The following is a 14,484-nucleotide window of genomic DNA, read 5'->3' on the forward strand; positions in this document are numbered from 1 at the left end:
GTGTGGTGATCACTTTCTCAGCTTGGCCAGCGCCGCAGCAAATGCATTGCCCATTGCCGCGTTGCCATTGTCTTGCTGGCGCGGTGCTGACGGGCGGGCGTTGTTGCTGGCCGGTTTTGCCGGAGCCGTGCGTTCTTTGTTGTTACCGGCTGCTTTTGGCTGTGGCTGCTCGTCCATCCGCATCGTCAGCGCAATGCGTTTGCGGTCGACTTCCACTTCCAGCACTTTCACTTTGACGATATCGCCGGCTTTGACCACCTGATGCGGATCTGACACATATTTGTCGGTCAGCGATGAAATATGCACCAGGCCGTCCTGATGCACACCGATATCGACAAAAGCACCAAAGTTAGTCACGTTGGTGACGACGCCTTCGAGCAGCATGCCGGGAGTTAAATCAGAGAGTTTTTCGACACCGTCTTTAAACTGCGCCGTTTTAAACTCCGGCCGTGGATCACGCCCCGGTTTATCCAGCTCTTTCAGGATGTCGGTGATAGTCGGGACCCCAAAATGCTCATCGGCAAACTCGGCCGGATTAATTGATTTCAGAAAACTGCTGTTGCCAATCACGGCATCCACCGGTTGCTGGTGTTTGGCGAGAATCTTCTCAACCAATGGATAGGCTTCCGGGTGCACTGCCGAAGCGTCCAATGGATTGCTGCCGTTATTGATGCGCAGGAAGCCGGCGGCTTGTTCATATGCCTTAGGACCAAGTCGTGGTACCTTCAGTAAATCACGGCGCTGATTAAACCGGCCATTGCTGTCGCGGTACATGACGATATTCTGCGCCAGAGTTTTATTCAGACCCGCCACGCGTGCCAATAAAGCGACCGAAGCCATATTCAGGTCGACACCGACGGCGTTTACACAGTCTTCCACCACTGCATCGAGGGATTTGGTCAGCAGGCTCTGGTTAACGTCATGCTGGTACTGGCCCACGCCAATCGCTTTCGGTTCAATCTTAACCAGCTCTGCCAGCGGGTCTTGTAAGCGACGGCCAATCGAGACTGCGCCGCGTAAAGATACATCCAGATCCGGAAATTCCAGCGCAGCCAGCTCGGAGGCGGAATAAACCGATGCACCTGCTTCCGAAACCATGATTTTACTCAATGATTGCTCTGGCAATAACTTGATCACATCGGCGGCCAGTTTATCGGTTTCACGTGACGCGGTGCCGTTGCCGATGGCGATCAATTCCACCTTAAATTGCTTACAGTAAGCGGCCAGCGTTTTGACTGATTTGTCCCACAGATTTTGTGGCGCATGCGGGAATATGGTGGTGTTGGCCACCAGTTTGCCGGTCTGATCAACCACCACCACTTTTACACCAGTACGTAAACCCGGATCCAGCCCGAGTGTTGCGCGCATACCGGCCGGTGCAGCCATCAACAGATCTTTCATATTACGGGCAAAGACGGCGATTGCTTCTTCTTCTGCTTTTTCCCGCAGTTCACCGAGCAGATCGTTTTCCAGTTGCAGATGTAATTTAACTTTCCAGGTCCACTGTACGACGGTGCGGATAAAGGCGTCCGCGGCGCGGCCTTGCTGGCGCAAATCAAAGTGGCTGGCCACCATTTGCTCACAGCTGGCATGGGCGCTGGTTTCGTCGGCATCTGGTTGCAATTGCAGGTTTAAAATTCCTTCGTTGCGGCCACGGAACATGGCTAAGGCGCGGTGTGACGGCACGTTTTTCCACAGTTCAGTATGCTCAAAATAATCGCGGAATTTCGCACCTTCTGCTTCTTTACCGGTCACGACGCTGCTCTTTAACACCGCGTGCTGTGCCAGATGACGACGCAGCTTGGCCAATAAGTTGGCATCCTCAGCAAAACGTTCCATCAGAATGTATTTGGCGCCATCCAGCACAGCCTTCACATCGGCAAAGCCAGCCTCAGCATTGATATAAGCGGCAGCGGCTTGTTCCGGCACCAGATTCGGATCTGCCAGCAGCGCGTCTGCCAGTGGCAATAAACCACCTTCGATAGCGATCTGACCTTTGGTACGACGCTTTGCTTTATAAGGGCCGTATAAGTCTTCCAAACGGGTTTTGTTGTCGGCCGCCAGGATGTCTTTTTCCAGCGTAGGGGTCAGTTTACCTTGCTCGGCAATCGTTTTCAGGATGACATGGCGACGGTCTTCCAGTTCGCGCAGATAATTCAGGCGCTGCTCCAGCGTACGCAGTTGAGTATCGTCGAGGCCGCCTGTCACTTCTTTCCGGTAACGGGCAATAAAAGGCACTGTTGCGCCTTCGTCGAGTAACTGCACGGCAGCGTTAACCTGATCCGGGCGTGCGGCAATTTCTGCTGCGATCTGTTTGATAATCATCGACATGGTTGGTTTGGTTTCCTTGCAAAGCGGCATGATAGCCGGCCGCTTCTGATAAAGTGGTGGCTATTGTCATACGGCGGCGTAAAAAAATCCATCCTGTGGCGGCTGACAGCGTCCGCGCTGCTTGGTATAAACCGCCATTCAGTCGCAAAGCAACCGGCAAAGTGGTGTCAGATGAGTGGGCAAAAACAAGCTAAAACCAAATTAATCACCCGGGAAGGTTATAACCAGCTGAAAACTGAACATGATGAGCTGTGGTTTAAAAAACGGCCGGAAGTCACCAAGATTGTCAGCTGGGCTGCCAGTCTCGGCGACAGATCTGAGAACGCCGATTATACCTTTAATAAGAGATTATTAAGACAAATAGACAGTAGAATCAGGTATTTACGTAAAAGATTAGAAGATCTGCAAATCGTTGATTATTCACCACAGCAGGCGGGCAAAGTGTTTTTTGGCGCCTGGGTGGAAGTGGAAGATGAAGACGGCAACAGCCTGAAATTCCGTATTGTCGGACCGGATGAAATCTACGGCCGTACCGATTACATCTCAATTGATGCGCCGATGGCACGTGCACTGCTAAAAAAACAAGTCGATGACAGCGCCATAGTCACCACACCGGCTGGGGCAAAAGAGTGGTGGGTGACCGACATTTATTACCCGCAACCCGCTTGAAACGATGCCATTCAGCAGCCGATCAGCCAAATCCACGCAATTTATTCCAGATCTGACGCAAAAGGAGTCTGTATGAAAAATCTGTGGATCGGGTTGCTGGCGGCTTGTGCCTGGCATGTACAGGCGGATGACGCAGCTTACCAGCAATGTCTGTTGCAATATCAAAGTAAAGTCGAAGTGCCGCAAGTGGTTGGGCTGGTGCGTAGCGCCTGTGATCATCTTCATCGTGAACTGGTCTTGTTACCGCGCAAAAAAGCCTATTGGCAATGTGTACTGGATTACATTCCGCCGGTGAAAACGCCGGAAGTGATTGCCGATTTATTACAGGTGTGCCGTGAGCAACACGACTTCAGGAAATAATTTCAAATAAAATCAATTAGATAAAATTATTTTAAATTAATTGTTTTCTGTCATCTACGTGTAACAAAAATATGCTGGCGATCTGGGGCAGGCGTTCGCTATATTCAAACTGAACCTAACCGCCGGAGACAGCAACATGATGAAAAAAACTGTATTCACTGTCGTGGCCGTTGCAGCTGTGTTGCTGAGCGGTTGCGCCACCGTCAAACCCGATTATGCCTTTGTCGTTGACCAGGATCAGGTCAGCAAAGCGGACAACCTGAAGCGGCAACAACGCCAGGTTTCGCATGTGGTCTGGATTAATCCACCGCTACGTAAAGTCGCGCTGGCGGAGCAACCAAAACCCTGATCTAGCACTGGAAAGAATTTGTAACACCTGAGCCCGCAATGTCTCGTCAACATTGCGGGTTTTTCGTTTATAGTGAGGAAAAATCTGTATTAAGGACCCTTCTGATGCAAACACAGGAAACCACCAAAATTCTGGTCGTTGATGACGATATGCGGCTGCGGGCATTACTGGAACGGTATCTGGTCGAGCAAGGGTACATCGTGCGGACATCCGCGAATTTCGAGCAGATGAACCGCCTGATGGAACGGGAAAATTTCCATTTACTGGTTCTGGACCTGATGTTGCCCGGTGAAGACGGTTTGTCGATTTGCCGGCGTTTGCGGCAGCAGGAAAATGAAATTCCAATCATTATGCTGACTGCGAAAGGCGACGAAGTCGACCGCATTATTGGTTTGGAAATGGGCGCCGATGATTACCTGCCGAAACCTTTTAACCCGCGTGAACTGCTGGCTCGTATTCGTGCCGTGTTGCGGCGTAAATCCAAAGAGCTGCCGGGTGCTCCAACGCAAGAAGAGACCATGGTGAAGTTTGGTCCGTTCAGCTTCAATCTGGCGACCCGGGAGATGCATAAAGGCGAGCAACTGATGCCACTGACCAGCGGTGAATTTGCGGTATTAAAAGTACTGGTCAGTCACGCTCGTGAGCCGTTGTCACGCGATAAACTGATGAATATGGCGCGTGGCCGTGATTACTCCGCCATGGAGCGTAGTATCGACGTACAGGTATCACGCTTGCGCCGGATGATCGAAGATGATCCAACCAATCCACGCTATATCCAGACCGTCTGGGGCCTGGGTTATGTATTTGTGCCGGATGGTGCGACCAGCTGATGCGTTTTTTACCGCGCAGTGCGTTTGGCAAAACAGTCTTTCTGATCGGCTTATTGTTGCTGATCAACCAGCTGGTATCGTATTTTCTGGTGGCCGTGTATGTGATCCAACCAACATTGCAGCAAACTAACCATCTGATTGCCAAGCAAATTAAAGTGGTGTTTATCGATGTCGGTGGGGAAGACCGCCTATTATCAGAAGAGCTGACAAAGCGTTTTCAGCAGGCGACCGGTATTGATGTGCTGACCGAAGCACAGGCATTACGGCAGGGCTTGAACAATGCGATCCATTACCAGTATTTCTCGGACGAAATGTCTCGTGAGTTGGGAGGTCCGGCCGAAGTCCGGATTGAACAGGATAAACAGTTTTCTTTTTGGGTCCGCCCACCACAAGCCCCTCAATACTGGATCAAAATCCCGCTGACTGGTCTGAACGAAACCGATTTTTCGCCGCTGCAAATTTACATCCTGCTGATTGGTTTCTTAAGCGTGGCCGGTGGCTGGTGGTTTGCACGCCAGTTGAACCGACCATTGCAGCAGCTGCAACGCGCCGCTTTATTGGTGGGTCGCGGTGATATTCCGGATCCGTTGCCGGAAGACGGCTCAACCGAGATTATTGCGGTGACCCGCGCTTTTAACCATATGGCCAATGGCATCCGGCAATTGGAGAAAGACCGCAGTCTGCTGATGGCCGGCGTCTCACATGATTTGCGCACACCGCTGACACGGATCCGGCTGGCCAGTGAAATGGTCAGTGAACAGGATGCTTGGATCCGCGACGGGATTGTCAGTGATATCGAAGATATGAATGCCATCATCGATCAATTCATCGATTATATCCGCCATCACAAAGAAGAAACGCTGACCGAAGAAGATCTGAACCAGCTGGTGCTGGAGCAAGTCGACGCGGATCGGCTGCAGCAACGCCAGATCAGCACTGAGTTGTTACAAACACTGCCACTGGTGCCAATCCGGCGCATCGCGATTAAGCGTGTGCTGAGTAATCTGATTGAGAATGCGCTGAAGTACTCCGACGGTGCCATCGAAGTGCGTACCGGCTATGAGAAAAACCGCCAGCGGGTCTATGTGCAGGTCCGTGATCATGGTCCCGGAATTCCGGAGGCGCAGATGGCAAAAATGTTTGAGCCTTTTACTCAGGGTGACACTGCGCGCGGCAGCGCAGGCTCCGGACTTGGTCTTGCGATCATTAAAAAGATTGTCGATATGCATCATGGCGAGATCCGGCTGCACAACCATGCATTTGGCGGCCTGGTGGCAACGGTGTATTTGCCGCTGAAAAAAGCGAAGCAAGCCTGAGTTGCAGGTAGCAACAGGGCTGAAACCGCTGAACTCTGACTGAGTATTAGATAAAAATAAAGGCCGCAATTGCGGCCTTTATGATGTTCTATTGCAGACAGTCTCAGCGTCAGGCTTTTGGACCTGCATCGCGGATCGCCGCAGAAACGTCGTATTTCTTAAAGTTGTTGGCAAATTCAGCCGCCAGTTTGGCCGCGAACTGATCATATTGTGCTTTGTCAGCCCAGGTTTCGCGTGGATTCAGCAACGTGCTGTCGACGCCAGGGATAGCTACCGGCACATCCAGATTCAGTTGTGGCAGGTGCACTGTCTCAACATTAGCCAGCTCACCAGACACGATAGCGTCGATGATGGCGCGGGTAGTAGGGATGTCAAAACGCTGACCAACGCCATGCGGACCACCGGTCCAGCCGGTATTGACCAGATAAACTTTTGAGTTGAACTCACGCACGCGTTTGATCAGCAGTTCGGCATAAACACCGGCCGGACGCGGGAAGAATGGGGCCCCAAAGCAAGTAGAGAAGGTCGATTCGATGGCTGAGGTGGAGCCAATTTCAGTCGAGCCGACTTTCGCAGTGTAACCAGACAGAAAGTGATAAGCAGCAGCTTCTTCTGATAACACAGAGACGGGTGGCAGCACACCGGATACGTCACAGGTCAGGAATACGACAGCACGCGGTTCACCGGCACGGTTGGCTTCGACACGTTTTTCTACGTGGGCCAGCGGATAAGCTGCGCGGCTGTTTTGGGTCAGTGTGGCGTCTTTGTAATCTGGCGTGCGATTGTCATCCAGTACAACGTTTTCAAGGATGGTACCAAAGCGGATCGCATCCCAAATCACCGGTTCGTTTTTCTTCGACAGGTCGATACATTTCGCGTAGCAACCGCCTTCAATATTAAACACACTGCCTGGTGCCCAACCGTGCTCGTCATCCCCGATCAGGAAGCGTTTCGGATCGGCAGACAATGTTGTTTTACCTGTGCCTGACAGACCAAAGAACAAGGTCACATCGCCGGTTTCACCAACGTTGGCGGAACAGTGCATTGGCAACACGCCTTTGGCTGGCAACAGGAAGTTCTGTACTGAGAACATCGCCTTTTTCATTTCGCCGGCGTAACGCATACCAGCTAACAGCACTTTGCGCTCAGCAAAGTTGATCATCACAGTGCCGTCTGAGTGCGTGCCGTCACGCGTCGGATCACAGGCGAAACCAGGGACGTTCAGAATCTGCCAGGCTGGTTTGCCGGCTACGTTCCACTGAGCTGGTGTGATAAACAGGTTTTTAGCAAACACATGTTGCCAGGCGGTTTCGGTGCGTACGACTACCGGCAGGTAGTGTTCAGGATCCGCGCCGACTTCCAGATGAGAAGTGAAGTGCTCACGGTCGTTCAGAAAGTGCTCTACTTTGTTCCACAGCGCGTTGAAAACGTCAGCAGCGACTGGTTGATTCACATTGCCCCACTGAATATCGTTTTCAGTGCTGGCTTCACGCACAATAAAACGGTCTTTCGGCGAGCGGCCTGTTCTGTGACCGGTGCGCACCACAAGGGCGCCGTTGTCTGCCAGAACACCTTCGTTACGGCGGATGGCATGTTCAACCAGATCTGCCACAGATAAATCTATGTGGCTATTTGTTTGCGTGGTCATTCTCAACAGACTCCTTCGGGTACAGAGCAGGGATTGGATTTCCTGATCATTGTATCGTAAGTCGACATTTCGGGCGACAAAAAAATGCAGTTCGAACTGATCAGACCTGCAGGTTTTGCGCATAAAACCGCATTAATCGCATATAAATTCAGCTTTAATTGCATTTATGGCGGATTTTACTGATTTGGGTGATTAATTATTACCAAATGAATTTCGTAATATGACTTGTCGGAAAACAAAAAGCCCGACGCAAGCATCGGGCTTTTTCAGTTAAAAAGGTCGATCGACCTCAGGATGGACCGCGAGGGTGTTAACCCCGGCGGTTACGACGCATCCACACCAGTGGTAATAACAGCAGAGTCCACAGACCTGCGCCACCACCGCTGCTCTTCTTCTCCGGAACTACAACTGGTGCTGGTACATCAGTGATGTTCAGTGTGACTGTCGCCGGTGCTGAAGACAGCTTGCCGTCACTGGCCACTACGCTGAATGTCGCGACAGTGTTTGCAGTGACAGCTGGTACCGAGACGCTGACTGAAGCGGTATTACCGGTAACAGTCATTGCCGGGCCTGAAGTCTGCGTCCAGGTATAGGTCAGTGCATCACCGTCCACATCTGCACCGGTCGCCGTCAAAGTAGCTGTGCTGCTTTCATTGGCTGTCACGGTTGCAGCTGACACTGTTGGTGCGTCATTGACGGCAGTCACAGTGACTTCTACAGTGGTCGGCACCAGTTTCAGGCCCTTAGTATCTTCCGCGGTGTAAGTGAAGGTATCTTTGCCGTTGAAGTTAGCTTTTGGCGTGTAAACCACTTTGCCCTCAACTACTTCTGCAGTGCCGTTGGCAGGTTGCGCTGCAATCGCAACTTTAGACAGCGCACCATTAGCACCAGCAGCCGCTTTGTTGATGGCTTTGGTAGATTTACCGCCACCGGTTACTTCGACATTGATGATTTTGGTAAACGAGGTTTTTTCGTTGGCCAGAACATCAATAGCGGCAGACTTGGTATCCTCTGCCGTCGTGGCTGCATCTTTGGTGCCGAGTTCCAAATCACCGGTCAGTTCCAAAGAGTACTTCATGTCAACGCTACCGGCTGTGGTGTACTTCACTGATGCGCCTGAGTTTGCTCCAGGTGCGATGCCCGCTGAAGTGCTGCCATCAGCATAGTATAATGAGTTACCTAAAATACGGCTGGAGTCCTGTAAACCTACAGTAACTTTTGAAGGCAATACACTCATATCTATGTAGTTGAATTTAATATCTTCAGCACCATCTTTTGCCATCCAGAGCTGGAAGGTGTATTGCAAACCCGGTACGTCAAAGACTTCGACTCCATTCCACTCGACCACCGAATATTCACGGCCGTTACTGGTCACTGTGGCGACATGGATACTGCCAGCGCCGGTTTCACCACCCGTCAAGTCCATATCCGCCCACAGCGGCGCCAGAATGTTGGCCGGCACTACCGCACTCGGTAACTTCACATTATTTGGCGTTGCAGCAGGCGCAGTAGAACTGTTACTTAATTGCACAAAACCATTGGTCGAGACATGGAATCGGCTGTATTTAACCCCTGCATAAGTAACTGTTGAGGTACCAAGGTTATAGCTGATGACGTTGTCGTCGCAGTCACCGGAGCAAGTTGCCGCTGGGATTGTACCTTTGAGCAGGCTGGCGCCTGCACTGGCGGACTGAGCTACAGCCAGACCGGCTTTGACTGCATTGCCGGCCCAGGCAACTCTGCCTAAACTGACATTTTCATTCAATAAGTTGGTGGCAGCGTCTTTTAAACCCACAGAGGCAGATCTGGCGACCAGTTTAGTACCAGCTGGCGCCTGTGCGGTCATGGTGACTGTGCCGTCATAGGACTTGTTGTTAAAGGTAGCAGTAACCTGCGTAGGCTCACCTACTTTCAGCACTGTACTGCTGGCAGTCGCCAGTATGGTGGTGTCTGCAGACTCAGCAATACGGACCGCTATTGGCATCGTTGCTGTTGGTGCAGCGCTGTCTGAAGACGTCCACAATACATTGCCAAATGTCCAAGCACCAAAGGTCGACATAGTACCATCCACACTGAGCACAAAGTCGGCTGTATCGCCTGTAGTACCATAAGGTTTCAGCGTCACAGTAGTTTTATCCAGCTTGCCTTTGGTATTGGCATCGGTGAACTGCACACTACCAGTCCAGGTCACTTCTTTATCAGTCATATTACGAATTGACCGGGTAAAGTTACAGTTGCCGACACAAGGGTTTTGTGCAAAAGAAGGCTTGTCAAAGGTCGCGGCAGCTTTGACTGCGCGGCTTAAATCCAGCCGACCGGCACCAATATCAAATGGTGTCGTCGCAGAGACGGAGTCTTCTTTCTTCAGACCGTTGACTGCAGTAGACGTCAGTGCGGTTTTGATTTCCACAGCAGTCCATTTCGGGAATTTCTGCTGCATAATCGCTGCGGCGCCTGCCACATGAGGTGCAGCCATGGACGTGCCGCTCATCAGCTGGAAGCCACGTTTATCAGCAAAGGCATCCGGTGATGTCGCAGACAGAATATCGCTGCCCGGTGCGCCCATATCCGGCTTCAGAATATTGTTATCTCCGTCCGGGCCACGTGACGAGAAGTCGCTCATGTTGTCAGCAAATTGTGCCGACACCACACGGCTGGCAAAGCGGCTGAGGGTCGCGGTGCTGTTCGGTGCGCCTTCAATTGATTTGGCCAATTTGGCGCCATCCGCTTTGCTGATCATCAGCGACGGGATCGTGGTATTCGGGTTAGACATTGACGTTGGCTGACCGTCGTTGTTCTGCACCATAATCACGCCTTTGGCGCCCGCAGCCATCGCGTTGTTAATTTTGTCGGTAAAAGCACAGGTGCCGCGCGAAATCAGCGCGAAGCTGTCTTTAAAAGTATCCGCCGGGAAGGCAGTACAAGCCAATGCATTGGTCGGTGCGGCTTTGGCTGTGTCGATCACTTTAGCCACCGGGTCTGCAGTCAGCCCGGAGATAGTGGCACCAAATTGTGAACCAGCGATACCGAGCATGGCCGCATCAGAACCGAATTTCACTGTGTTGCCGAAGAACCGGCCTGTGGTGGTACTGGCAATGGTGATACCACTTTCAATACAACCCGGGCAACCTACTGTCTGTGCAGCTGGGCCGCTGTTACCGGCGGAAGTCACGACCACTACACCGGCATCTTCTGCGGCTTTAAAAGCAGCCTGATATGGGCTGGTGGCCGGATTGGCACCAGCACTGCCACCCCAGGAGTTATTGATGACATCAGCGCCATCTTTGACTGCCCAGTCCAGCGCTTCCAACAACATCACGTTAGAGCCGCTGCCTGTGACGGTACCGTCAGCACGGAATACCTGAAATAGTGCTTTGTATGCCATCAGATAGGCGCCTGGCGCCACACCAGAGACCGTCAGCTCAGTAAACCCACTTTCATCTGGTTTGCCGCCAACGCTCGGAATGATATTGGTTGAACCATTGAATTTGATTTTGGCGGGCACACCGACTGAAGTACCGGCCGTATGCGTACCGTGGCCGCCATTGCCGAGCGGGCTCATATACTCTTGTGGCACTGTCGCGAAAGTTGGTGTACTAAAACGAGCAACAATCAGTTTGTTATTACAGAACGTTGGCTCAACTGTCGCGCAATAGTCGTTATTTGGTTTGCTGGCAGGCGCAGAGAAGCCGGTGTCTTTAAACAATGGGCTTTCCGGACGGATACCACCATCGATGACCGCAACTTTGACGCCTTTACCGGCATTCATGTCGCCGCCCATTTGTTCCCACACAGTTCTGGCTTTAATCAGATCCAGCGAGGTATCCATTTGCTCGTAGTACATTTCTTCACGGAACACCGCTTTGACGCCGGCAACTTCTTGTAATTGCTCGTAGACGTCATCAGTCGACGTGACGACGACGGCGTTAATTACGGTATCAAAGTGACGATCGATTTCGGCATTGGGTAAGGCTTGTTTTAAGGCTGCAGCAAATGCGCTGCGTTCTTGCGCCAATACGTTGCCTTGCTTTTGTGTGGAAGCGGCTTCAAGGCTTAGTTTGTTACCAGGACCAGATTGTTCGGAAGTCACTGCAGTTGCTGCCAGCGGTTCGCTTTGCAGCTGAACGATAAAATACTGAGGGAAATCTTGTTTTAATGCTTTGTTTTTTAAAGAAGTGTCAAATTGAATTTCCCCCGAAATCTCTGGAGAGTAACTATGTTTGATTTCGAAATTGGCGGAGGCTGGTGCAGCCAGAGCTGCAGCGACAGAGATCGCCAGCAAGGTTTTGGTTGAGGGTTTGACCAACATGTTGTGCTTCCTGAATAGTTTTGTTTTTTTGATGCCGCCGCCAGTCGCAATTCTGTCGCCGGACAATTTAGCTAGCTGCAGAGGTTGCGAAATCAACCCGGCTCTGAGGTCGGCCGTGTGTTGTTCTGAACTCTGCGTGCGAAAATACTATAGTAGAAAGGAGTGATGTTTGAATACTCAAAATGGTTGGAGATGCGACGAATTGTAAATTTAAAGTAGCGTCTGCACAGATACAGACGCTAGCCCGAGATTAGAAATTCTGTTTGATTAACCGCAGTTGCGCGGCATCGAAGTGGTAGAGCGTATTGCAGTATTCGCAGCTGATATCCAGTTTCCCTTCAGCAATATGCTCGTCAATCGCCTCGGTCCCCAGACTGACAATGGCTGCTTCCGATTTTTCGCGTGAACAGCCACAAACAAACTGGACGGGCTGTGCCGGGAATAACTCAACAACTTCCTGATGAAATAGCCGGTACAGGCTTTCTTCCGGTGCTAATTGCAGTAACTCCTCACGCGTCAGCGTGTCGGTCAGTATTTCAAGATCAGCGAAATCTGCGCGGGATTTTTCCGCGTCAACCGGCAATACCTGCAGCAACAAGCCGGCAGCCTGACAATGCTCAGCGCCAATATCGGTATGCAGATACAGGCGGGTAGGCAATTGTTCGGACTGATTAAAATAGGCTTCCAGGGTGGCGGTCAAACTGTCGTTGACCAATGGAATAATACCCTGATAACGCTCGCCCTGGGTTGGCGTGATAGTCACCAGCAAATAACCCTGGCCAATTAACTCGGCAAAGCTGTCGCCCAGCACTTCTTTTTGCAACCGGGCCACACCACGAAATTGTTGCTGATGATTGCCGTTTACGGCAATAAAACGAACCGGTCCATCGCCTTGCAACTGTACAGCGATCTGGCCTTCAAACTTCAGGGTTGCCGTCAGCAGGCTGGTGGCAGCAACCAGTTCTGCCAATAATTGTTTTACCGGTTGTGGATATTGATGGCCGGCCAGCATGGCATCAAGACTGGCGGATACTTTGACCACTTCACCACGCACATCGCGTTCGCGGAATAAAAAACGTAGCAGTTGATCAGACTGGTTCATGACAACCTCAATTTTGTGACTTCAGTAATAACAATTGCCGGCGCATTTTTTTGTCCGGTTTAGTCTCCGGATGCGGGGCAAATAACAGATTTAACTTGCGCAATTCCGCACGTTCAGCGCGAAGTTGCAGACTTTCGGCGGTTTCTTCATACAGCTGTTGCGCCAGCGGCGCTGCCTGACGTTGCTCACAGAGACCGCGAACTACGACGATCCGTTCGTCGGTGCCCTGGGTCAGACGAATAGTTGCACCGACCTCGACGGTCTTACTGGCCTTACAGCGCTGGCCATTATACTGAACTTTTCCACCGTCTATCATGTCTTTAGCAAGGCTGCGGGTTTTGTAAAAACGACAGGCCCATAACCATTTGTCCAAACGTAATATAACTGTGGTATTGTCCTGATTTTGGGTGGGTTGAGTCATCAGATGTTTACTCCGGCAATGCGCGCGACCATAGCATAAACACAGCGTTGGCTCCAGCGGGACGGTATTTTGGCACGATGATCCGGCAGATATCAGATGTTTATCACCTGTATCTTATTGGTAAATTGTTTGCTGATCTTGTTGCGATGGACCCAACTGAGTAAGATAAAAACAGAATAGATACAGAATCATTACAATGAATTGGCAACGAGTCTCCAGCCTGGATTGGGCAGCACAGTGGCAACAGTTTTATGCACGACTGCCTGTCGTGTTACTTAACCGTATTTTTGCATGTGTTTTTCTGCTGCTGCTGGCCTGGCTGGCGGCACGGGTCAGCTGGTTATTGATCCCGACAGGTAACACGTCACAAGTGGCAGTCCCGGTTGCAGCGGCCCAGGCACCAGCCAGTTCAACGCAGGATGTACAGCGCGTCGTAGATGCCAGTTTATTTGGTAAGTATCAGGAAAAAGCAGCGGAGCCGGTCGCGGTCCAGACCGTCACAGATGCACCGCAAACCAGTCTGAGTTTGAAACTGACCGGCGTCGTCGCGACATTGACCAAACCTGAGCAAGGCACGGCCGTGATCGAAAACAGTGGTGTTGAGCAAGTGTATGCCATTGACGAACAAATTGAAGGCACTGCGGCCGTGCTGAAACAGGTACTGGAAGATCGGGTGTTACTGCAGGTGTCGGGCCGGATGGAAACGCTGATGCTCGATGGTGTTGAATACCAGAAACTCAGTGAAGCCAACAGTGCTGTAGGCGAAGAAAGCCTGCAGGAAGTTGCGCCACCGCCAGGATCTTATAGTCCGGCGGCCGAAGACGTCGCCAGCATGCGGCGCGAGATGTTAAACGAACCCGCCAAATTCTTTGATTATGTCCGCATCACGCCGCGTCATCGTAACGGTCAAATGTACGGTTATGCGCTGCTGCCGGGTAAAGATGCAGAATTGTTTGCGCGTATGGGGCTGCGGCCGAACGACGTGGCCATCGAAATTAATGGCGTGCGGCTGAATGACATGCAGCAAGCCTATGGCGTGATTAACGAATTACGTGAAGCCAGCCAGGCTTCGATTAAAGTAGAACGTGACGGTCAGATCCAGGATATCCAGGTAAACCTGTCACAACAATAACCAGTACAGAATGGCTT

11 protein-coding genes are annotated in these 14,484 nt (G+C 51.4%); 6 read left to right on the forward strand and 5 right to left on the reverse strand.

Annotation, left to right across the window (positions count from 1 at the left end; translation table 11 throughout):
- Positions 1–9 precede the first annotated feature (9 nt).
- Positions 10–2,331 (reverse strand): Tex family protein, encoded by a 2,322-nt coding sequence (locus tag ACQ66Q_RS14970; protein ID WP_430457538.1) that lies wholly within the window; start codon positions 2,329–2,331, stop codon positions 10–12.
- Positions 2,332–2,502: 171 nt separating this feature from the next.
- Between ACQ66Q_RS14970 and greB the strand changes: the two genes are divergently transcribed.
- From greB to envZ, 5 genes are all read left to right on the forward strand, one after another.
- The gene (gene greB / locus ACQ66Q_RS14975) at positions 2,503–3,000 is read left to right on the forward strand and encodes a transcription elongation factor GreB (RefSeq protein WP_430457539.1); all 498 of its coding nucleotides are present in this window, start codon (positions 2,503–2,505) and stop codon (positions 2,998–3,000) included.
- A gap of 72 nt (positions 3,001–3,072) precedes the next feature.
- Entirely contained in the window at positions 3,073–3,360 is a 288-nt protein-coding gene (locus ACQ66Q_RS14980; RefSeq protein ID WP_430457540.1) for a VF_A0006 family four-cysteine protein, read from the forward strand.
- Positions 3,361–3,496: 136 nt separating this feature from the next.
- Positions 3,497–3,709 carry a hypothetical protein gene (locus tag ACQ66Q_RS14985; protein WP_430457541.1) on the forward strand — a complete coding sequence of 71 codons (213 nt, stop codon included), beginning with the start codon at positions 3,497–3,499 and terminating at the stop codon, positions 3,707–3,709.
- 104 nt (positions 3,710–3,813) lie between these two features.
- Positions 3,814–4,539 carry a two-component system response regulator OmpR gene (gene ompR, locus ACQ66Q_RS14990; RefSeq protein ID WP_430457542.1) on the forward strand — a complete coding sequence of 242 codons (726 nt, stop codon included), beginning with the start codon at positions 3,814–3,816 and terminating at the stop codon, positions 4,537–4,539.
- Complete coding sequence (gene envZ, locus ACQ66Q_RS14995; protein WP_430457543.1) at positions 4,539–5,855, forward strand: two-component system sensor histidine kinase EnvZ; 1,317 nt, start codon at positions 4,539–4,541, stop codon at positions 5,853–5,855. Before ompR ends, envZ begins: the two co-directional genes overlap by 1 nt.
- A 109-nt stretch (positions 5,856–5,964) precedes the next feature.
- Here the strand turns inward: envZ and ACQ66Q_RS15000 are convergent, their stop codons facing one another.
- The 4 genes from ACQ66Q_RS15000 to hslR form a co-directional block, all read right to left on the reverse strand.
- Positions 5,965–7,503 carry a phosphoenolpyruvate carboxykinase gene (locus tag ACQ66Q_RS15000; RefSeq protein ID WP_430457544.1) on the reverse strand — a complete coding sequence of 513 codons (1,539 nt, stop codon included), beginning with the start codon at positions 7,501–7,503 and terminating at the stop codon, positions 5,965–5,967.
- 310 nt (positions 7,504–7,813) lie between these two features.
- Complete coding sequence (locus ACQ66Q_RS15005; RefSeq protein WP_430457545.1) at positions 7,814–11,812, reverse strand: S8 family serine peptidase; 3,999 nt, start codon at positions 11,810–11,812, stop codon at positions 7,814–7,816.
- 250 nt (positions 11,813–12,062) lie between these two features.
- Complete coding sequence (gene hslO / locus ACQ66Q_RS15010) at positions 12,063–12,914, reverse strand: Hsp33 family molecular chaperone HslO (protein WP_430457546.1); 852 nt, start codon at positions 12,912–12,914, stop codon at positions 12,063–12,065.
- Between the two features lie 7 nt (positions 12,915–12,921).
- Positions 12,922–13,335 carry a ribosome-associated heat shock protein Hsp15 gene (gene hslR / locus ACQ66Q_RS15015; protein WP_430457547.1) on the reverse strand — a complete coding sequence of 138 codons (414 nt, stop codon included), beginning with the start codon at positions 13,333–13,335 and terminating at the stop codon, positions 12,922–12,924.
- Between the two features lie 196 nt (positions 13,336–13,531).
- Between hslR and gspC the strand changes: the two genes are divergently transcribed.
- The gene (gspC, locus tag ACQ66Q_RS15020) at positions 13,532–14,467 is read left to right on the forward strand and encodes a type II secretion system protein GspC (protein WP_430457548.1); all 936 of its coding nucleotides are present in this window, start codon (positions 13,532–13,534) and stop codon (positions 14,465–14,467) included.
- The last annotated feature ends 17 nt before the right edge of the window (positions 14,468–14,484 follow it).

It is taken from the genome of Rheinheimera sp. (genome assembly GCF_965283995.1).
GTDB lineage: Bacteria > Pseudomonadota > Gammaproteobacteria > Enterobacterales > Alteromonadaceae > Pararheinheimera.

Bases quoted from the DNA above. Each gene is read 5' to 3' on its own strand.
- ACQ66Q_RS14970 (WP_430457538.1), bottom strand. From the start codon at position 2,331: ATGTCGATGATTATCAAACAGATCGCAGCAGAAATTGCCGCACGCCCG.
- greB (WP_430457539.1), top strand. From the start codon at position 2,503: ATGAGTGGGCAAAAACAAGCTAAAACCAAATTAATCACCCGGGAAGGT.
- ACQ66Q_RS14980 (WP_430457540.1), top strand. From the start codon at position 3,073: ATGAAAAATCTGTGGATCGGGTTGCTGGCGGCTTGTGCCTGGCATGTA.
- ACQ66Q_RS14985 (WP_430457541.1), top strand. From the start codon at position 3,497: ATGATGAAAAAAACTGTATTCACTGTCGTGGCCGTTGCAGCTGTGTTG.
- ompR (WP_430457542.1), top strand. From the start codon at position 3,814: ATGCAAACACAGGAAACCACCAAAATTCTGGTCGTTGATGACGATATG.
- envZ (WP_430457543.1), top strand. From the start codon at position 4,539: ATGCGTTTTTTACCGCGCAGTGCGTTTGGCAAAACAGTCTTTCTGATC.
- ACQ66Q_RS15000 (WP_430457544.1), bottom strand. From the start codon at position 7,503: ATGACCACGCAAACAAATAGCCACATAGATTTATCTGTGGCAGATCTG.
- ACQ66Q_RS15005 (WP_430457545.1), bottom strand. From the start codon at position 11,812: ATGTTGGTCAAACCCTCAACCAAAACCTTGCTGGCGATCTCTGTCGCT.
- hslO (WP_430457546.1), bottom strand. From the start codon at position 12,914: ATGAACCAGTCTGATCAACTGCTACGTTTTTTATTCCGCGAACGCGAT.
- hslR (WP_430457547.1), bottom strand. From the start codon at position 13,335: ATGACTCAACCCACCCAAAATCAGGACAATACCACAGTTATATTACGT.
- gspC (WP_430457548.1), top strand. From the start codon at position 13,532: ATGAATTGGCAACGAGTCTCCAGCCTGGATTGGGCAGCACAGTGGCAA.